This is a genomic window from Rhodococcus sp. RDE2, from assembly GCF_020885655.1.
Classification (GTDB): Bacteria; Actinomycetota; Actinomycetes; order Mycobacteriales; family Mycobacteriaceae; genus Rhodococcus; species Rhodococcus pyridinivorans.
In genome coordinates, this window is the sequence record NZ_AP025186.1 from 777,139 (window position 1) to 796,794 (window position 19,656).

The window sequence follows — 19,656 nt, forward strand, 5'->3', positions numbered from 1 at the left end:
ACATGGGACTTCAGGAAATCTGGTTCATCCTCATCGCAGTGCTGTTCACCGGCTACTTCGTCCTCGAGGGGTTCGACTTCGGTGTCGGCATGCACTTCCCGGTGCTCGGCCGCGGTAGGACCGTCGAGGCCGACACCCGGCGCCGGGTGCTGCTCAACACGATCGGTCCGGTCTGGGACGGCAACGAGGTCTGGCTCATCACCGCGGGCGGTGCGCTGTTCGCGGCGTTCCCCGAGTGGTACGCGACCCTCTTCTCCGGCTTCTACCTCCCGCTGCTGCTCATCCTGCTCGCCCTGATCGTGCGGGTGTGCGCCATCGAATGGCGCGGCAAGATCGACGACCCGACCTGGCGTCGCCGCTGCGACTGGGGGATCATCTTCGGCTCGTGGGTACCCGCCGTGCTGTGGGGTGTGGCGTTCGCCAACATCGTGCGCGGCGTGGCGATCGACGCCGACAAGCAGTACGTCGGCGGGTTCTTCGATCTACTGAACCCGTATGCCCTGCTCGGCGGCGCGACGACGGCGCTGGTCTTCGCTCTGCACGGTGCGGTGTTCATCGCGCTCAAGACCGAGGGGCAGGTCCGCACCGATGCCGTGGCGATGTCGCGGAAGCTGGCCGCGCCCGCCGTCCTCGTGGCCGGTGCCTTCGTGGTGTGGACCCAGCTCGCCTACGGCAAGGGCTGGACGATCGCGCTCGTCGCCGTGGCAGGAGTCTCCCTGCTCGCGGTGGTCGCACTGACCGCCGCCGCGCGTGAGGGCTGGGCGTTCGTGTTCACCACCGTCGCGATCGCCGCGACTTCGGTGCTGCTGTTCGCGTCGCTGTTCCCGAACGTCATGCCGTCGACACTCGACCCGTCCTGGTCGCTGACGATCGAGAACGCGTCGTCGAGCCCGTACACACTGAAGGTCATGACGTGGGCCGCGGCGTTCATGACCCCGGTCGTCCTCGCCTACCAGGGCTGGACGTACTGGGTGTTCCGTCAGCGTCTGTCGACCGACCACATCCCGCACTCGATCGGTCTGAAGATCGGCTCGAAGTGAGCATGACGCAGTCCGCCGCCCCCGCCGATGCGCCCGCGCGCCGGCGGGGTCCGGTGGACCCGCGGTTGTGGCGCTACTCGGCCGCGGCCCGCGGATATCTCGTCCTGACCGTGGTCACCTCGGTGATCGACGTCGTGATGGTCGTCGTCACCGCGCTCATGCTCGGCCGGGTCCTCGCGGGCGTCATCACCACCGAGGCCCGGTCCGTCGGCGATTGGACGACCGAACTGGCGATCCTCGCGGCGGCGATCGTCGTGCGGGTCGCGGTGACGTGGCTGCAGTCGCGGTACGCCCACCGGTCCGCGACCCGCGTGGTGGCCGAACTCGAACACGAGGTCCTCGGGTCCGCAGCGAACCTGCCTCCGCGCGAACTCGACCCGCGACGAGACGAGATCGCGGTGGTCCTCACCCGCGGGCTCGACGGGCTGAAGGACTATCTCACCGGCTACCTGCCGGCGCTGCTGCTGGCGGTGATCCTCACTCCGGTGACGATCGTCGTGATCGCCCTGCACGACCTCACCTCGGCGATCATCGTCGTGATCACCCTGCCGCTGATCCCGATCTTCATGATCCTCATCGGCCTGCTCACCAAGGGCAAGGCCGACCGTACCCTGCGCGCGATGACGACACTGTCGTCGCAGCTGCTCGACCTGCTCGCGGGTCTTCCCACGCTCCGCGCCCTCGGTCGCGAGAAGGGACCCGCCGATCGCGTGCGCGAACTCGGCGACGAGCACCGCGCGACGACGATGTCGGCCCTGCGCGTGGCGTTCCTGTCCGGCACGGTCCTCGAATTCCTCGCGACGCTGTCCGTCGCCCTCGTCGCCGTGAGCATCGGCATGCGGCTCGTCTACGGGTCGATGCCCCTCGAGGCCGGCATCATCGCGTTGATCCTCGCGCCCGAGGCCTACCTCCCGCTGCGCACCGTCGGCAACAAGTTCCACGCCGCCGAGGACGGGATGGCGGCAGCAGACAAGGCGTTCGCCGTGCTCGACTCGGTGCCGGACGACGCCTCCTCGCGTCACGCCCCCACGGACGCGATCGGCACCGGCCGGGTCGCGAACTGCGAGATCGCCTTCGACGGCGTCTCCGTGCCCGGCCGCGACGGCTGCGCCCCACACCGGCTCGACGCGATCTGCCGTCCCGGCCGGATCACCGCGTTCACCGGCGCCAACGGGGCCGGCAAATCCACCGCCCTGCTGGCGCTGCTCGGGCTCGCCGAGCCGAGTGAGGGGACCGTCACCGTCGACGGACGTCCCGTCGCGGGCGACGAGAACTGGTGGTCGCAGGTTGCGTGGCTTCCGCAGCGGCCGGTGCTGCTGCCCGGCACGCTCGCCGACAACCTGCGACTCACCGGTGTCGACCCGGAGACCACCGAACTCGACGACGTCTGCGCCGCCACCGGCTTCGACAGCGTGCTCGCCGAACTTCCGGACGGCTGGCGGACCGTCGTGGGGACCGGAGGCACGGGCCTGTCGCTCGGCCAACGTCAGCGACTGGCGCTCACCCGCACCCTCGCCTCCCCGCGCCCGGTCCTGCTGCTCGACGAACCCACGGCCCACCTCGACGAGGACACCGAGGCCACCGTCCTGTCCACGCTGCGCGGGCTCGCCGCGGCCGGCCGCACCGTGGTGGTCGTCGCGCATCGCTCCACCCTGCTCGCCATCGCGGACGAGGTCGTCACCGTCCACGCAGGGCCGACGGAGGTGTCCCGATGAAGGATCTGCGCCGGGCGATGGCCCTGCTCGAACTCGAGCCGCGCCGAGTGCTGCTCGCCGTCCTCGCCGGAGTCGCGACCCTCGGCAGTGCCCTGCTGCTCGCCGGTCTCTCGGCGTGGCTGATCGTGCGGGCATGGGAGATGCCGCCCGTCCTGGACCTGACCGTCGCGGTCGTCGCGGTGCGGGCGCTGGGCATCTCCCGCGGGTTGTTCCGCTACTTCGAACGACTCGCAACGCACGAGACCGCGCTGCGCGGCACCACCTCGGCCCGCGCGAATCTCTACCGGCGACTCGCGGACGGCGACCCGGCCGCCACCCTGGGCCTGGGACGCGGCGACCTGCTCGCGCGCACCGGTGCCGACGTCGACGCTCTCGGCGACGTCGTGGTGCGCGCACTCGTGCCCATCGCCGTCGCGGCCGTGCTCTCCCTCGCGGCGGTCGTGACCCTCACCGTCATCGCTCCCGCCGCCGGCGTGGTCCTCGCCGCGGCGCTGCTCGTCGCCGGACTGCTCGCACCGTGGCTGTCCGCCCGCGCCGCGGCCCGCGCGGACGCCGATGCGAACGCCGCACGGACCCGGTTCACCGAGGACGCGGTCACGGTGCTGGACCACGCGGCGGAACTGCGGGTCGCGGGACGGCTCGACACACTCACCCGGCGGGCCCGCGCCGCGAACGTCGCCTCCGTCCGTGCCACCGACCGCTCTGCGGTCCCCGCGGCGTTCGCCGACGCGGCCGCACCCCTCGCGGTCGGCGCGAGTGTGCTCGGTGCCCTCCTCGTCGGTATCGCCGTCTTCGGCTCCGGTCCGGCGGCCATGAGCCCGACGACACTCGGCATCCTCGTCCTGCTGCCGCTGTCGGCGTTCGAGGCCACCGCCGTCCTCCCGGCAGCCGCGCAGACCCTCAATCGCGCACGCCTGGCAGCCGGTCGCATCACGGAGATGCTCGACCGCGCCGACAGGACGGTGCCGCACGGCACCGAACCGGCCGACGGACCCGGCCGGCTACGTGCGGTGGGTCTGCGAGGCGGATGGCCCGGCGGACCGTCCACTGAACCGGTCGACCTCGACCTGCGGCCGGGCTGTCGCGTCGCGATCGTGGGCGGCAGCGGCAGCGGCAAGACCACCGTGCTCATGACGCTCGCGGGCCTGCTCGCCCCACGCGGAGGCGCAGTGACGCTCGACGATGTCGACCTCGCGGACATCGATCCCGCGGCCCTGCGCCGGAAGATCGGCTTCTTCGCGGAGGACGCCCACCTGTTCGACACGTCGATCCTCGAGAACCTGCGTGTCGCGCGGGGCGACGTGGACGAGGGCGAAGCACTGGCCGCCCTCGGCACCGTGGGGCTGGGGGAGTGGGTGGACGGACTCCCGCAGGGAGTCCACACCGTCCTGGGGGCCGGAGCCCGCACGGTCTCCGGTGGGCAGCGCCGTCGCCTCCTGCTGGCCCGGGCTCTGCTGTCGCCCGCACGGATCCTGCTGCTCGACGAACCCACGGAACATCTCGACGACGAGAGCGCCGACCTGATGCAGCGACTCCTCCTGGACCGCGACGCACGCTTGGTCGGCCCCGAGCGCACCGTCGTGGTGGTCACCCACCGCCTGCCCGCGGATACCGCCGCCGACCTGGTCGTTCGCGTCGAGAAAAATGCGTTGCCCGCCTCGTGAACGAAGCGTAGTTTCGCTGGTACACGAGGAAGGAGGTGGTCTGGAAGTGATTGATATTCGGACGCGTGAGGTGGCTACCCGCTAGCTGCTTGCCGACGACGGAATTCACCGACCGCGCGCGGCTGGCGAATCCCAGGTAGTCACCCGGCCCCCGAGTCCCCGGTCCGTCCGATCGGGACCGCCGACTGCGGAGCGATCCGTGCGGTGGTGCGGCTCGGGGGCTGTTCGCATTTCGGGCAAGATCGGCGTTTCGGGTGTGCAAGTTCGTCCGTTTTGGGTACACCGGTTTGGTGCCGATACTTCAAAAAGCTCACGATTCGTTAAGATTGCGCACGTCACCGGGGGTTTTCTTCTCTTCTGCGCTCATCGCGCTGCTCTTCGTCGTACTCACGATCCTGTTCACCGACGGCGTCGATTCGATCTTCAGTACCGCGTCCAACTGGATCATGACGAACCTCGGATGGTTCTACATCCTGGGCGTCACGACCTTCCTGCTCTTCCTCGTCGGAATCGCCTTCACTCATTACGGTCGGGTCCGGCTCGGCGGTGACGACGAGCGACCCGAGCACTCGACTCTGGCGTGGTTCGCCATGTTGTTCGCCGCCGGTATCGGCACGATCCTCATGTTCTGGGGTGTCGCCGAGCCGATCTCCCACTTCGCGAACCCGCCCATGCAGGACGTCGAGCCGGAGTCCGTGGAGGCCGCGGAAGAGGCCATGGGCTTCGCGCTCTACCACTTCGGACTGCACACCTGGACGATCTTCGCCCTGCCCGGCCTGGGCTTCGGTTACTTCATCTACAAGCGGCACCTGCCGCCGCGCGTCAGCTCGATCTTCGCGCCCCTGCTCGGGGGCCGCATCTACGGCCCGATCGGCAAGACCATCGACGTCGTCGCGATCATCGGCACGGTTTTCGGTGTCGCGACCTCGGTCGGCCTGGGCACCCTGCAGATCAACGCCGGTCTCGCGCAGCTGTTCGACATCCAGGAATCCGGGGTCGTCCAGATCGCCCTCATCGCGCTCGTGACGGTGATGGCCGGCATCTCGGTCGCCCTCGGTCTCGACAAGGGCATCAAACGCCTGTCGAACATCAACATCGGCATGGCCGTCATGCTGCTGGTCTTCGTGGTCGTCACCGGACCGAGTCTGTTCCTGCTCAAGGGCATGATCGAGTCTGCCGGGATCTACGCCGAGGCCCTGCCGCGTCTGGCGTTCTGGAACGACACCTTCGCCGACTCGGGCTGGCAGAACACTTGGACCGTCTTCTACTGGGCGTGGACCATCACCTGGTCGCCCTTCGTCGGTATCTTCATCGCTCGCATCTCGCGAGGCCGCACCATCCGCGAGTTCGTCGGCGGTGTCCTCGGTCTGCCCGTGCTGTTCTCAGTGATCTGGTTCAGCATCTTCGGGATGGGCTCGTTCCACATCGAGCTCGAGGGCGAGGGTGGACTCGTCGAACGTGTCGTGGACGCCGGCGACATCCCGGGTGCCTTGTTCGAGTTCCTCGGCAACTTCCCGCTCACCGGCCTGGTGTCCGGCATCGCGATCATCCTGGTGGTGATCTTCTTCGTCACCTCGGTGGACTCGACGTCGATGGTGCTCGACATGATGGCCTCCGGGCACGAGGAGAAGGCGCCCATCCACCAGCGCCTGTTCTGGGCGGTGCTCATGGGCCTGGTCGCAGCGACCATGCTCGTCGCGACCGGTAAGGACGGGCTCGACGCCCTGCAACAGGTCATCACCGTCGTGGGCCTGCCGTTCTTCGTGATGGGCTTCATCATGATGTACAGCCTGGTGCGCGGTATCCGCGAGGATCTGGGCGAGCGGCCGGAGCCGATCACCCGGCAGTGGCCCGAGGTGCGGTCGGCCGAGGAACTCGAGGCTGCTCAGGAACTACCGGCACCTGAGGTCGTCATCCACACGAGGGCTATCCCCGACGAGTGCGAGGACGGCAACGCCGCCGAGGATGCCGAGGACGCCGGAGTTCACCGGGTCCATGCCGGCGAACCCGACGCGCTCGGTGCACGAGGCAACGGTGGGTATGCCGACAAGAGGAGTGCCACCGGCACGACGGTCGTCGAAGAGGACTGAGAGAAGAACGGTCCGGGCCTGTTCCCTCACTGGGGAACAGGCCCGGACCGTTCGGGTCGGAAGTAGGAGGCCCGGTCAGCCGATATGGCGTGACAGGCGGGCGGACATCCGGGGCTTCAGCTCGCCGTCGGCGGTGACGCGCTCCTCGACGTAGGCGAGGTCGCCACCGTCGACGATGCCGTAGAGCCGCTTGGCTCCGCCGACGACCTCACCGGACTTGGTGCGGATCACGACGTCGGTCGCGAGCTCCCACGAGGACTGGGTGAGTGCGGTGCCGTAGTACAGCTCGACGACGCCGGAGCTGTGCGTCAGCAGCAGTTCGAGCGTCTCGGGATCGTCGCTGTCGGGCGCGCCCGTTCCGGACACGCGCCAGAAGCCGCTCTCGCGCCGATCCTCGCCCACGTATTCACCCGAGTCGTCGAGACGCCACGTGCGCGACTCCCACACCAGATACGCGCCGCCGTTGTGCGCGACGGTGATCTGCTGACCGAACGGATAGTCGCCGGTCTCGGGATCGTTGGCCTCACCCTCGCCGCGCCACACACCGACCAAGGGAAGGACGGCGAGCAGGGCAGGACTCAGGTCGGGGCCGAGCCGCAGGTTCGCGGTGTCCTCGGCGCCCGGCAGCCCGGCCAGGACGGGAAGGTTCAGCTCGGCGGTGACGCGAGCGCGCTCGGCGGCCCGGGCTATCGCCTCGTCGCCGCTACGCCGCTGGGCGTCCGATCCGTCGTTCGTCACGATCCGTCGGAGACCACGCGGTAGATGGTGTACAGCGCGAACCAGGTGATGAGGAGCGCCGCGGCGACCAGCAGAATTTCGAAGAAGATGACCACGCGGTCATTCTAGACAACGTCTTTTCGGGTACGACGAAGGGCTCCGCTCCTGATGGAGCAGAGCCCTTCGACGAGGTGTTCCGGCCGGATTACTTCGCGACCGTCACGTCCACGTTGTGCACGCCGGGAGCGGTGGGGCTCACGGTGGAGGTGCCGTTGCCGGAGCTCGACAGGGCGCGGATCTTCCAGTCGCCGGGGGCGGCGAAGAAACGGAAGTCGCCGGTCGCGGAGGCGACGACCTCGGCGGTGAACTCGTCGGTGCCGTCGAGCAGACGCACGAAGGCACCGCCCACGGGCTCACCGTCGGCGTTCAGGACACGGCCGGTGATGACCGTCTCCTTCTCGGTGTCGACGCCGGCGGGCAGGGTCTGGGTCTGGACAGGGGCTCCGCACATGATCAGTTGACCTCCAGTTCGATGGGTGCACCGACGAGCGAGCCGTACTCGACCCAGCTGCCGTCGTAGTTCTTGACGTTCTTCTTGCCGAGGATCTCCTGGAGCACGAACCAGGTGTGGCTCGAGCGCTCACCGATACGGCAGTAGGCGATGGTCTCCTTGCTGTCGTCGAAGCCCTTCTCGGCGTACAGCTTCTCGAGGTCCTCGTCCGACTTGAAGGTGCCGTCCTCGTTGGCGGTGGTGCTCCACGGGATGTTGATGGCACCGGGGACGTGGCCGCGCTGCTGCGCCTGCTCCTGCGGCAGGTGCGCCGGGGCGAGGATCTTGCCGGAGAACTCGTCGGGCGAACGCACGTCGACGATGTTCTTGGTGCCGATCGATTCGATGACCTCGTCGCGGAAGGCGCGGATGGAGTAGTCGGGCTCGGCGGCCTTGTACTCGGTGGCCGGACGGGTGACCTCGTCCTTCGACAGCGGACGGCCGTCGAGCTCCCACTTCTTGCGGCCGCCGTCGATGAGCTTGACGTCCTGGTGGCCGTAGAGCTTGAAGTACCAGTAGGCGTAGGCGGCGAACCAGTTGTTGTTGCCGCCGTAGAGCACGACCGTGTCGTCGTTGGCGATGCCCTTGCGCGAGAGGAGCTCGGAGAACTGCTCACGGTTCAGGAAGTCGCGGCGGACGGCGTCCTGCAGGTCCTTGCGCCAGTCGAGCTTGACGGCACCTTCGATGTGGCCGCCGTCGTAGGCGGAGGTGTCCTCGTCGACCTCGACGAAGACGGTCTTCGGCGCATTGAGGTTCTGCTCTGCCCAGTCGGCGGAGACCAGGACGTCGGAGCGAGCCATGGGTGTTCCTTTCGGTGAGGGAATCCGGGAGGTTTCCGTGACCGGAACCCGTGCGAGGGTCCGTGCCAGGGTGAGGTGTGGGATGTCGAGTTCGGTGACCGCCGGTCAGGCGGGCACGCGACGCATTCGAGCGACCAGCGGGTAGATCCGGCAGCCGAGACACACGCCGAAGGCGGCGTTGAGCAGCGCCGCGAACAGCGCGAAGCCTGCGGCCACCGAGCCCACGACGATCGCGCCGGCGAAGAACGCGACCGTTCCGACGAGGGCGAAGACGAATCCGACGAGCTGCGCGAACCGCAGCGGCTCCACCGGCTCGGTCTCGATCGGAGCACCGAGGCGGGGAGCGACGAACCTCGCGAACAGCGCACCGTACGGGCTGCGTCGCGGGCCGAGTGCCGCTCCGAGAGCGAACACGATCGTCTGCAGGGCCAGGATCACGGCCGCTGCGACGGGAGAGAAGGTGGCGACGACCAGGGCGAGGACGAGGACGCCGGTGGTGATCCACGCCGCGAAACGCGGGCCACGGACGTCGACCTGCCGACCGGACGTGCGGGGAGTGGATACGGACATGGGGAATCTCCTGCTGGATTCTGATTCGCTGGGCGGAGGGTGTTCAAACGACCGCGGGGCGACGCATCGGTTCGGCGGCATCGATGCCGCAGGGGTCGGGACGAACCCGTCGATACGTTCAGCAGGGACAACAACAGCCACCGAGGCGGCACAGATCGACTGCGCGGCGTCGGGTGAGCATCAGCTCGTGGCGGTTCTGCACGCGAGGGAGTTTAACGCACGTCACCTCGGGGGTGGACCCCCGGGATCACAACGACGACAGGGCTGTGCGCAGGTCGTCGGCGGACGGAACGCCGGACGCGCGGAACCGTTCGCGCCCCTCGCCGTCGAAGACGAAGGTGGTGGGCAGCGACAGCACTCCGAGTTTCCGTGCCAGGACGGGATTTTCGTCGAGATCCAGCTCGACCTCGCGTGCCCGACCAGGATCGCGGTCGAGAACCTGCACGACGACGCGTCGCACGGCCGCGCACGGTCCGCACCACGGCGCGGAGAAATGCAGGACCACCGGTATGCCGTCGCCGACACCCGCCGTGGCCAGTGCGGGATGGAGTTCGTGGGTGCCCACCGAGGCGTCGTCGCCGGTGGTGCGGAGCTTGCCGGAACGGGTGCGCAGGGCCGTTCCCACCGCCAGTGTGGCGACTATCACGACCATGAGGACGATCACTGCGATCATGCGGGCGTCTGCACTTCCTGGAGATCGATGACGGCGTCACGGGCCTCGCCCTCGATGACTATCCGCGAACCCCGCGCCTCGACGAAGGTGGGGCGGACGCCGAAGGGCAGATTCTGCGGCTCGATCGTCGTCGTGAACAGTCCGAGTACCGCCGGCTTCAGGACGTCGGGAACCGAGAAGTCGGCGCGTCCCTCGGGGCCGAAGTAGAGATCCGACGCGACGATGTGGACGCGGTCGCCGTCGAGCACCAGATCGGCCTGCACGCTGACCGTCGCCTCCACCGGCCCGACGGGCACCGTTCCGGTGAGGACGACCCCGCCGGCGGTCGTCGGCCCGGAGCCGCCGGACCCTCCCGTGCCGTCGGACTTGCTCGCCGGGGGAGCGGAAACCTGCAGGTCGGGGATGCCGTAGAGCTGTCCGAGCTCGGTGGCGTCGAGCATGACGCGGCCGTACAGCAGGTCGACGGGGACCGACCGGATCGACCCGTCGAGCAGCTCACCGGCCTCGGCGTGCGCACCGATCAGATTGGCCTCGACCGTGATGTCCCCGAGCAGATCGGTGTGGACGTTGTCGGCCACGATCTCGACGTTCTCGTAGTGACCGTCGCGGGCCTGCAGGAGGAAGGGGAAGCCGTGGATGGTCACCGCCGGATCGGACTCGAGAACGCCACCCTCCCGCAACGCACGCGAGACGCGGTATTCCGACCACGCCGCCGCGCCGAAGTCGGCGAGGACCGCGAGTCCGAGCAGGACTACGAGACCGAAGATCAGTTTGCGCACGCCCACCATTGTGTCGGACGCGCCGTCGGTCGGACCGCGCCCGTCCGCTCCGATGCCGTCCACGGAATTCTCGTGCTTACATAGCGGTAACAATCGGGGCGTTACTCTGTTGCACGACGTTTACGACCCTTATCCGCGCTGGTCGCGCGAAGAACTGGAGGCCCAGTGGAGCTGCTCCTTCTGACCTCCGACCCGAATCCGGATGCGGTCCTGCCGTCCTTGGCGCTGCTCCCGCATTCGGTCAGGCCGGCTCCTACAGAAGTATCGTCGCTGCTCGAAGCAGGTTCGGCGGATATCGCCATCGTCGATGCCCGCTCCGATCTCGCGGCCGCGCGAGGACTGTGTCGACTGCTCGGCAGCACCGGGTCGGCAGTGCCCGTCGTCGCCGTGCTCACCGAAGGCGGACTCGTGGCCGTCAACCCCGAATGGGGACTCGACGACATCCTGCTGTCCAGCACCGGACCGGCCGAGCTCGACGCGCGCCTGCGCCTGCTCATGGGCCGCTCGGGTGTCGCGGTGGGGCCGGAGAACACCGGCAAGATCACCCTCGGGGAACTCACGATCGACGAGGGCACCTACACCGCCCGCCTGCGCGGACGTCCCCTCGACCTCACCTACAAGGAGTTCGAACTCCTCAAGTACCTCGCCCAGCACGCCGGCCGGGTGTTCACCCGCGCCCAGCTGCTGCAGGAGGTCTGGGGTTACGACTTCTTCGGTGGTACCCGCACCGTCGACGTCCACGTCCGACGCCTGCGCGCGAAGCTCGGCCCCGAGCACGAAGCACTCATCGGAACGGTCCGCAACGTCGGTTACAAGGCCGTGCGTCCCTCCAACCGCGTGGGCAAGGGTGGCAATGCCACTCCCGATGTCGACGACGACGATGTGGACGACGCACTCCTCGACGACCCTCGTGCGGAGGATTCCGGCACGGGTGACCCGGGCGCAGGGGAGTCCGGGGCACAATTCGTTCCGTGAGCACCGATACGGAATTCGTCGACCACCCGTCCGCCGACCACGCCGAAGCCGTACGCGCCGTGTTGTCGCGGGCGACGCAGACCGACGGCACCGCGCCGATCTCCGAACAGGCGGTGCACTCCCTCGGACGCGAGGGTGCGGCCCGGCATCTCGTCGCGTTCGGAGACGACGGTGAGGTTGCGGGTTACGCGAACGTCGTGCCTGCTCAGGATGGTCATCCGGCAATGGCCGAAGTCGTCGTCGACCCGCCGCGGCGCGGGCACGGACTCGGTCGCGAACTCGTCGATCGTGCACTCACCGAAGGTGGCGACGGCACCCGCGTGTGGGCGCACGGCGACCTGCCCGCCGCGCAGGCGGTGGCGCGCCGTCTCGGCCTGACCGGTGTCCGTGAACTCCTCCAGTTGCGTCGTTCCCTCGAACAGGACGATCTTCCCGCCCTCGAGGTCCCCGACTCGGTGCTGCTGCGCACCTACGGCGGCCCGCAGGACGACGCCGAGCTGCTCCGCGTCAACGCCGCGGCCTTCGAGTGGCACCCCGAGCAGGGTCGTTGGACGGCCGCCGACGTGGAGGAACGCCGCCGCGAGTCCTGGTTCGATCCCGAAGGCCTGTTCCTTGCATTCGATCCCGCCGAGCCCGAGAAGTTGCTCGGATTCCACTGGACCAAGGTGCACCCGGCCACGGCGTCCGACCCGCAGCTCGGCGAGGTCTACGTCGTGGGTATCGACCCCTCCGCGCAGGGCCGCGGACTCGGTCGCCTGCTCACCCTCGCGGGCCTGCACTACCTGCGCGATCGGGGTCTGCCCGGTGTCCTGCTCTACGTCGAGGGCGACAACACCGCGGCGTTGAACACCTACGGCAAGCTCGGCTTCGAGCGGTTCCACGTGGACGTCGCCTACGCCCGGGCCTGAACACCTGCGATCGCCGGGTGGACGAACCGCGTGAGGGGTGCACCCTGCCATCCGACACGTCGATCGCGGTCAGGATTCGAGTGATGGTCGCAACACCATCGCCAGGTGTATCCGGCGTGTTCATCCGCCGTTAACCTTCGGTCGTCCGAGCGTCCACCGTCTCCTCCTAACTTCACTAGCGGGTCGAGTACTGCAGACCCGGCGCCGGGCGTCGCCCGCGCCACGAGGCCGCCGCCGTCCGCGCGGCGGTCGTGTGAAGTACTTCTCGGAGGAGAACAGGTGAACTTCAAGCGCAACGGCGCCCTGCTCGGCGTGGTGACCGCCGCAGCTCTCACACTCTCGGCGTGCGGTACCGACGACAATTCCGGCTCGGTCGACGTCGACGCGTCCGCCTCCGCCGCGACATGCGACGGCAAGTCCACCCTGTCGGGTGCGGGCTCCTCGGCCCAGAAGAACGCGATGGACCAGTTCGTCTCCACCTACATCGCGGTGTGCTCCGAGAAGGGCACGAACGTCAACGTCGCGTACAACCCCACCGGCTCCGGTGACGGCCGCACGCAGTTCATCGCGAACCAGATCGACTTCGCCGGCTCCGACTCGGCCATCGAGGACGAGCAGGCGGCACAGGCCGCCGAGCGTTGCGCCGGCAATCCCGCATGGAACCTGCCGCTGGTTTTCGGCCCGGTGGCCCTGGCCTACAACGTCGAGGGTGTCGGCGATCTCGTGCTGGACGCCGAGACGGCCGCGAAGATCTTCAACGGCTCGATCACGAAGTGGAACGACCCGGCCATCGCCGCACTCAACGAGGGTGCCCCGCTGCCCGACGCGGACATCACCCCGATCGTGCGTTCGGACTCGTCGGGCACCACCGACAACTTCCAGCAGTACCTCGAGACCGCGTCGAACGGCGCCTGGACCTCGGGTGCCGGTTCGGACTTCACCGGCGGGGTCGGTGAGGGCGCGAAGGGATCCGCGGGTGTCGCGCAGGCCGTCGCCGGCTCGCCGAACTCCATCACCTACGTCGAGAAGTCCTTCGCCGACCAGAACAACCTGAGCATCGCGAAGATCGACAACGGCTCCGGCCCCGTCGAGCTGACCGAGGAGACCGCAGGTAAGGCCATCGAGGGTGCCGAGTTCGTCCCGGCCTCCGAAGGCGATCTCACGCTCGACCTGTCGTCGATCTTCGGCAGTTCCGAGGAGGGTGCCTACCCGCTGGTGCTGGCCACCTACGAGATCGTGTGCTCGGGCGGCTACGACGCCGACACCGCCGCGGCCGTCAAGTCGTTCCTGATCTCCGCCGCCAACGAGGGTCAGGAAGGCCTGTCCGAGCAGGGCTACGTCCCGCTGCCGGACGCCTTCAAGACCCGCCTCACCGAGTCGATCGACGCCATCGCCGCCGGATGACCCGCCGATCCCTCGGCCGGGTGAGTGACCGAGGGATCATCGACCCGCCCGTTCCTGACGAATACGCTGAGAAGGATTGCGAGCGCACATGAGTGACGCGCACAACACGTCGGTCTCCATCGCGGCCGACGAACCGACCCGCTCAGGAACGGGCGGTGCAACCGGCATCACGGAGGACACGATCAGCACCCCACCCCCATCCCCGGACCGGGCACGCAAGACCGTCGTGCGGCCGGGAGACAGAATCTTCGGCTCCCTGGCATCCGGCTCCGCCGTCCTGATCTCCGTGATCATCGGCGCGATCGCAGTCTTCCTCGTCTGGCGCGCCGTCCCGGCACTGCAACGCAACCAGGTCAACTTCCTCACCAGCCGTGAATGGATCACGCAGGACATCACCGACATGGCGTTCGGTGTCCTCGACCTGTTCCAGGTGACGGTGCTCGTCTCCTTCTTCGCGCTGTTCCTCGCCATGCCCGTCGCGCTGGGCATCGCGATCTTCCTCACCTCGTACTCGCCCGATCGGCTCCGGAAACCGCTGGCGTACGTCATCGACCTGCTCGCCGCGGTCCCGTCGATCGTCTACGGCCTGTGGGGCATGCTCGTCCTCGCCCCGTTCCTGCGCCCCGTCGCGGAATGGCTCAACACCAACCTCGCCTGGTTCCCGCTCTTCGCCACCGGCAGCGGCTCCATCGTGGGCGGCGGAACGATCTTCACCGCCGGCATCGTCCTCGCCGTGATGATCCTGCCGACCATCGCCGCGGTCAGCCGCGAAGTGTTCGTGCAGACCCCGACGGCCCACATCGAGGGTGCGCTCGCCCTCGGCGCGACCCGCTGGGAGGTCGTCCGGACCACCGTCATCCCGTTCGGCAAGTCCGGCTACATCAGCGGTTCGATGCTCGGTCTCGGCCGCGCGCTCGGCGAGACGATGGCGCTGTACCTCATCCTGCGCACCACCTCGCAGGCGTTCTCCTGGTCGCTGTTCGACGGCGGCGCGACGATCGCGTCCAAGATCGCGCTGGGATACGCCGAGTTCAACAACGACATCCAGGCGGGCGCCTACATCGCCGCCGGTCTCGTGCTCTTCGTGCTCACCTTCGTGGTCAACGCCGCCGCGCGCATGATCGTCGCAGGAAAGAAGGACTGATCCATGTCGACCACCTCCACGTCGACCACCGCACTCTCCTCGCCGGTCAAGCCCCCGGCCTTCCAGCGGGTCAGCGGACGTCGCCGCGTCAAGGACACCGCAGCCACGGTGCTCGTCACCCTGTCGGTGGTCGTCGCGCTGATCCCCCTGGCGTGGGTGCTGTTCACCGTCGTCGCCAAGGGCCTGCCGGCCCTGATCTCGCCGACCTGGTTCACGCACTCGCTGAGCGGACTGACGTCCTCGTCGATGGGCGGAGGCATCTACCACGCGCTCGTCGGCACCCTCCTGCAGGGACTCGTCTGCGCGGTCATCTCCATCCCGCTCGGCGTCTTCGTCGCGATCTACCTCGTCGAATACGCCGGCAGGTCGCGGCTCGGCCGGATCACCACGTTCATGGTCGACATCCTCAGCGGTGTCCCGTCGATCGTCGCGGCGCTGTTCATCTACGCACTGTGGGTGTCGACCTTCGGGATGCCCAAGTCGGGCTTCGCGGTGGCGCTCGCACTCGTGCTGCTCATGGTGCCGGTGGTCGTGCGCAGCACCGAGGAGATGCTGCGCATCGTCCCGCAGGATCTGCGCGAAGCGTCCTACGCGCTCGGTGTGCCCAAGTGGAAGACCATCGCGCGCATCGTGCTGCCCACCTCGCTCGCCGGCATCATCACCGGCATCATGCTCGCCCTGGCCCGCGTCATGGGCGAGACGGCGCCGCTGCTGATCCTCGTCGGCTACGCGCCCTTCATCAATTTCGACCTGTTCGGCGGTGAGCAGGGCACCCTCCCGGGTGTCATGGTCGCCGAGATGAACAACCCGACCGACGCCGGTTCGCAGCGCATCTGGGGCGCCGCGCTCACCCTGATCCTGGTCATCGCGGTCCTCAACATCGCGGCCAAGCTGATCAGCCGGTACTCGCAGGTCGGGAAGAAATAACCCACAGACCTCTTCTCACATCGATACACCAGTAGGGAGCCGGTAATGGCCAAGCGTCTGGATCTCAAGGACGTCAACATCTACTACGGCAAGTTCCACGCCGTGGCCGACGTGACGCTGTCCGTGCCGCCGCGGAACGTCACCGCCTTCATCGGCCCGTCCGGTTGCGGCAAGTCCACCGTGCTCCGGTCGATCAACCGCATGCACGAGGTGACGCCCGGTGCCCGCGTCGAAGGATCCATCCTCCTCGACGGCGAGGACATCTACGATCCGAACGTCGACCCGGTCGGTGTGCGCAAGACGATCGGCATGGTCTTCCAGCGTCCCAACCCGTTCCCCACGATGTCCATCCGCGACAACGTCGTCGCCGGCCTCAAGCTGCAGGGTGTGCGCGACCGCAAGACCCTCGACGAGATCGCCGAGAAGTCGCTGCGCGGCGCCAACCTGTGGAACGAGGTCAAGGACCGCCTCGACAAGCCGGGCGGCGGCCTGTCCGGTGGTCAGCAGCAGCGCCTGTGCATCGCCCGCGCCATCGCGGTCCAGCCCGACGTGCTGCTCATGGACGAGCCGTGCTCGGCTCTCGACCCGATCTCGACGCTGGCCATCGAGGACCTGATCGGTGAGCTGAAGAAGGACTTCACCATCGTCATCGTCACGCACAACATGCAGCAGGCCGCGCGTGTGAGCGACCAGACGGCGTTCTTCAACCTCGAGGCGACCGGTCGTCCGGGTGGTCTGGTGGAGATCGACGACACCGAGAAGATCTTCTCGAACCCGAGCCGGAAGGCCACCGAGGACTACATCTCCGGCCGCTTCGGCTGAGCCTCTTCGCATACGCGAGACCCCGACCGGATCCGTCCGGTCGGGGTCTCGTCGTTCGTGCGCTGGTCCTGTGCTCGGTAGTTCCTGGGCTCGGTAGTTCCTGGGCTCAGGGGTTCTCCGGGTAGACGGTCAGACTGTCCACCTTCTCCACGAGCTGACGGATCTCCTCCTCGGTGGGGAGCTTGCCCGTCACGAGGAAGATGACGCGGCGGCCCACCTCGACGGCGTGATCGGCGAACCGCTCGTAGAAGCGGCCGAGCAGGGTGACGTCGACGGCGGCCGCGACCCCGTGGTCCCATTCGCGGTCCATGAGCACGGTGAACAGATGACGGTGCAGGTCGTCCATCGCCTCGTCCTCGTGGTGGAGGCGGGCGGCCCGGGCGGGATCACGGGTCTCGAGGATCTCGCGTGTGGCGGCGCCGAGCGCCACCGCGATCCGTCCCATCTCGGCGAAGTAACCCTTCACCTCGTCGGGGAGCACATGCTTGGGATGACGTCGGCGCGTCGCCTTCGCGATGTGCAGTGCGAGCGCACCCATGCGGTCGATGTCGGCCACGATCTGGATGCCGCTGACGACGGCACGCAGATCGCCGGCGACCGGACCCTGCAGGGCGAGCAACTGGAACGCCTTCTCCTCGCAGATCGCGCCGAGATCGGTGATCTTCTCGTGCTCGTCGATCACCTGCTCGGCGAGAGCGAGATCGGCTTCGAGAAGAGCTCTGGTGGACCGCTCCATCGCGGTCCCGGCGAGCCCGGCCATCTCCCCGAGGAGATCACCGAGTTCGCCCATCTGTTCGTTGTAGACGACGCGCATAATGGCACAGCCTACGACCTCGATCGGTCCGAACGGCGAGCATCGGATGAACCACAGGTGAACGTCGACGGCCGAACAGTGGTGTCTACGTGCACAGATCGTCGGCGGCGTTGGTGATCGCGAGATCGGCGGGGAGCTCGACCGACGACTCCGACCGGGTCTGGATCTCCATCGGGGCGAGCGGCGTGCCCGCCGGGGTGGGAGCGACGACGGTGCCGTCGAAACTGGTGCCCAGGACGATCTCCACGATGCTGCCCAGCTGGGCCGAAGGTGGAGCCTCCTGCAGTACCGCGCCGGGGAAGGCCGAGGCCACCGTCGCAGCGTCGGTCTCCTGTCCTTCGCTGAAGCGGATCACGGTCTGCTTGCTCGTCCCGGAGGCGTAGTTGCCGATCGAGTAGACCGGGAAGCCGTAGGCGGCGACCTCCTCGGCGGTGCCGGCCGCCAGCCCGGACAGACCCGACGCGTTCGAGACCTGTACCGACACCGTCGACGGATCGACCGCGAGCTGCGCGGGCAGCGGTTCGGCCGGGGGAGCGGCCGCGACCTCCGTCGGGTCCTCCTCCCGCTTCTCACCCGGCAGGGGGAGATCGTCGATGATCGCGGTGAAGATCGCCTTGATGTCGTCGGTGCGCGGGATCTCGTTGCCCCAGTCGTTGGTGCCGGCCGTGGGGATGGTCAGGAAGGACACCGCACCCGCCTCGACGTTCTGCATCGAACGTCCGAGTTTGACGAGCGACTCGGCGTTGACGTTCTCGACGAAGGTCGCGCGGGTGAAGGCGCCGATGAAGCCGTTGAGCTTCCCGGGGTCGAACAGCACCTTGTTCGACAACGTCGAGCGCAGCAGCGACGACAGGAACTTCTGCTGCCGGCTGATCCGGCCGTAGTCGCTGTTGCCCTCCTGGTCGATCTTGCGGGCACGGACGTAGTCGAGTGCCCGTTTGCCGTCGAGCGTGTGGGTGCCGGGAGTCTCGATCAGGGAACCGAGTTCGTTGTCGTACAACGGTATGGAGGTGCACACCTCGACACCGCCGATCTCGTCGACCATCGATTCGAAGCCGGCGAAGTCGATGCCCACGAAGTGGCCGATCTTCAGCCCGGACATCTTCTGGATCACCTTGACCAGGCACTTCGGTCCGCCGAGGGCGTAGGTGGCATTGAGCTTGTCGCCTTCGGCGGCCGGATACAGCTCGGAATCGTATTCGCCGGTCGCGCTGTCCCATCCGCGGCAGACCGGTCGCTCGACATCCAGATCCCGGGGGAACGACACCGCGACCACGCGGCTGCGGTCGGCGGGGATGTTGACGAGGATGACGGTGTCGGCACGAGCGCCCTCGGCGTCCTCGACGGTTCCGGCGCCGATCTCACCGCTCGCACCGGCGCGGGTGTCGGTGCCGATGATCAGATAGGTCTCGTCGCCGGTCTGACCGACCGGGTCGACGATGTCCTCCGACTCGGTGTCGAGCGCGGCGATCTGGGAGAAGCCGGCCTCCGTGGACCGGACGTATCCCCACACCGCGCCGTTGCCGAGGAGCGCGAGGACCGAGACGAACGCCACCGCCGCTCTCGCCGCGAACCTCAGACGCTTCCGCTTGCGCTGTTTGCTCTGCGCGAGCCGGCCGAGGGTCGCATTGCCCACCGTGCGCGGCCGAGCGGAGCCGTGCGCCTTCTCGTCCGTCGCCTTGTCGTCGTTCTCGTCCTCGGCGTGCGATGCAACACCCGCGGGGGACACCGCGTCGATCTTGACGGTCGGCTGTTCGTCCGCGATAGGCGGTTGCTGTCGCGGAGGAGGCGTCTGCGGCGACCCGACGGGAGGCGCCGGTCGCGGCTCGATCGGGGGACGCGGCTCCGCCGGCGGTGCGGGGCGCGAGTCCGCGGGAGGCACCGGACGCGAGTCCGCGGGAGACACCGGACGCGAGTCCGCAGGAGACACGGGGCGGGAATCCGCGGGGGGCACCGGACGCGCGGGCGGCGCAGACGGTACCGAAGGGGGAGGAGAGGGAGGTCCGGCCATCCGGTCCGGCGCCTGGGTGCGCGGCGGGACGGGATTCTCCGGCGGCCGGGGCC

At 68.2% G+C, this 19,656-nt stretch carries 19 protein-coding genes; 10 read left to right on the forward strand and 9 right to left on the reverse strand.

The window, feature by feature from the left end; translation table 11 throughout:
- Positions 1-2 precede the first annotated feature (2 nt).
- From cydB to LPH33_RS03595, 4 genes are all read left to right on the forward strand, one after another.
- The gene (gene cydB / locus LPH33_RS03580) at positions 3-1,040 is read left to right on the forward strand and encodes a cytochrome d ubiquinol oxidase subunit II (protein WP_229567056.1); all 1,038 of its coding nucleotides are present in this window, start codon (positions 3-5) and stop codon (positions 1,038-1,040) included.
- 2 nt (positions 1,041-1,042) lie between these two features.
- Positions 1,043-2,755, forward strand: coding sequence for a thiol reductant ABC exporter subunit CydD (gene cydD, locus LPH33_RS03585; RefSeq protein ID WP_229567057.1), 1,713 nt, complete (start codon positions 1,043-1,045; stop codon positions 2,753-2,755).
- A complete protein-coding gene (gene cydC / locus LPH33_RS03590; RefSeq protein WP_085469202.1) occupies positions 2,752-4,419 on the forward strand; it encodes a thiol reductant ABC exporter subunit CydC in 1,668 nt (555 codons plus the stop codon). Before cydD ends, cydC begins: the two co-directional genes overlap by 4 nt.
- A 326-nt stretch (positions 4,420-4,745) precedes the next feature.
- A complete protein-coding gene (locus LPH33_RS03595) occupies positions 4,746-6,509 on the forward strand; it encodes a BCCT family transporter (protein ID WP_229567060.1) in 1,764 nt (587 codons plus the stop codon).
- Positions 6,510-6,584: 75 nt separating this feature from the next.
- On the opposite strand, the gene LPH33_RS03600 is transcribed toward LPH33_RS03595, so the two are convergent.
- From LPH33_RS03600 to LPH33_RS03625, 7 genes are all read right to left on the reverse strand, one after another.
- On the reverse strand, positions 6,585-7,247 hold the full coding sequence (locus LPH33_RS03600) for an FABP family protein (protein ID WP_059384261.1): 663 nt from the start codon (positions 7,245-7,247) through the stop codon (positions 6,585-6,587).
- Positions 7,248-7,431: 184 nt separating this feature from the next.
- Positions 7,432-7,737, reverse strand: a complete 306-nt coding sequence (locus tag LPH33_RS03605) for a DUF1416 domain-containing protein (RefSeq protein WP_006551801.1) — start codon at positions 7,735-7,737, stop codon at positions 7,432-7,434.
- A gap of 2 nt (positions 7,738-7,739) precedes the next feature.
- Positions 7,740-8,576: a sulfurtransferase gene (locus tag LPH33_RS03610; protein ID WP_085469203.1), complete on the reverse strand. Its 837-nt coding sequence runs from the start codon at positions 8,574-8,576 to the stop codon at positions 7,740-7,742.
- 105 nt (positions 8,577-8,681) lie between these two features.
- Positions 8,682-9,146: a DUF4395 domain-containing protein gene (locus LPH33_RS03615; RefSeq protein ID WP_059384259.1), complete on the reverse strand. Its 465-nt coding sequence runs from the start codon at positions 9,144-9,146 to the stop codon at positions 8,682-8,684.
- Positions 9,147-9,264: 118 nt separating this feature from the next.
- Complete coding sequence (locus LPH33_RS26920) at positions 9,265-9,372, reverse strand: putative leader peptide (RefSeq protein WP_367652172.1); 108 nt, start codon at positions 9,370-9,372, stop codon at positions 9,265-9,267.
- A gap of 21 nt (positions 9,373-9,393) precedes the next feature.
- A complete protein-coding gene (locus tag LPH33_RS03620) occupies positions 9,394-9,819 on the reverse strand; it encodes a thioredoxin family protein (RefSeq protein ID WP_145709522.1) in 426 nt (141 codons plus the stop codon).
- Complete coding sequence (locus LPH33_RS03625) at positions 9,816-10,598, reverse strand: LmeA family phospholipid-binding protein (protein ID WP_080968406.1); 783 nt, start codon at positions 10,596-10,598, stop codon at positions 9,816-9,818. The genes LPH33_RS03620 and LPH33_RS03625 overlap by 4 nt, the downstream gene beginning before the upstream one ends.
- 165 nt (positions 10,599-10,763) lie before the next feature.
- Here LPH33_RS03625 and LPH33_RS03630 point away from each other — a divergent pair, with 165 nt between their 5' ends.
- From LPH33_RS03630 to pstB, 6 genes are all read left to right on the forward strand, one after another.
- The gene (locus LPH33_RS03630; RefSeq protein WP_059384257.1) at positions 10,764-11,573 is read left to right on the forward strand and encodes a winged helix-turn-helix transcriptional regulator; all 810 of its coding nucleotides are present in this window, start codon (positions 10,764-10,766) and stop codon (positions 11,571-11,573) included.
- On the forward strand, positions 11,570-12,481 hold the full coding sequence (gene mshD / locus LPH33_RS03635) for a mycothiol synthase (protein WP_106200608.1): 912 nt from the start codon (positions 11,570-11,572) through the stop codon (positions 12,479-12,481). Before LPH33_RS03630 ends, mshD begins: the two co-directional genes overlap by 4 nt.
- Before the next feature lie 279 nt (positions 12,482-12,760).
- Positions 12,761-13,885 (forward strand): phosphate ABC transporter substrate-binding protein PstS, encoded by a 1,125-nt coding sequence (gene pstS / locus LPH33_RS03640; protein WP_059384255.1) that lies wholly within the window; start codon positions 12,761-12,763, stop codon positions 13,883-13,885.
- An 88-nt stretch (positions 13,886-13,973) separates the two neighbouring features.
- Complete coding sequence (pstC, locus tag LPH33_RS03645; protein ID WP_059384254.1) at positions 13,974-15,029, forward strand: phosphate ABC transporter permease subunit PstC; 1,056 nt, start codon at positions 13,974-13,976, stop codon at positions 15,027-15,029.
- A gap of 3 nt (positions 15,030-15,032) precedes the next feature.
- The gene (pstA, locus tag LPH33_RS03650; RefSeq protein WP_229567062.1) at positions 15,033-15,956 is read left to right on the forward strand and encodes a phosphate ABC transporter permease PstA; all 924 of its coding nucleotides are present in this window, start codon (positions 15,033-15,035) and stop codon (positions 15,954-15,956) included.
- A gap of 45 nt (positions 15,957-16,001) precedes the next feature.
- The gene (gene pstB / locus LPH33_RS03655) at positions 16,002-16,778 is read left to right on the forward strand and encodes a phosphate ABC transporter ATP-binding protein PstB (RefSeq protein WP_229567065.1); all 777 of its coding nucleotides are present in this window, start codon (positions 16,002-16,004) and stop codon (positions 16,776-16,778) included.
- Between the two features lie 106 nt (positions 16,779-16,884).
- On the opposite strand, the gene phoU is transcribed toward pstB, so the two are convergent.
- Positions 16,885-17,592, reverse strand: a complete 708-nt coding sequence (gene phoU, locus LPH33_RS03660; RefSeq protein ID WP_016695572.1) for a phosphate signaling complex protein PhoU — start codon at positions 17,590-17,592, stop codon at positions 16,885-16,887.
- A gap of 85 nt (positions 17,593-17,677) precedes the next feature.
- Positions 17,678-19,603, reverse strand: coding sequence for an LCP family protein (locus LPH33_RS03665; protein WP_229568249.1), 1,926 nt, complete (start codon positions 19,601-19,603; stop codon positions 17,678-17,680).
- Between the last annotated feature and the right edge of the window lie 53 nt (positions 19,604-19,656).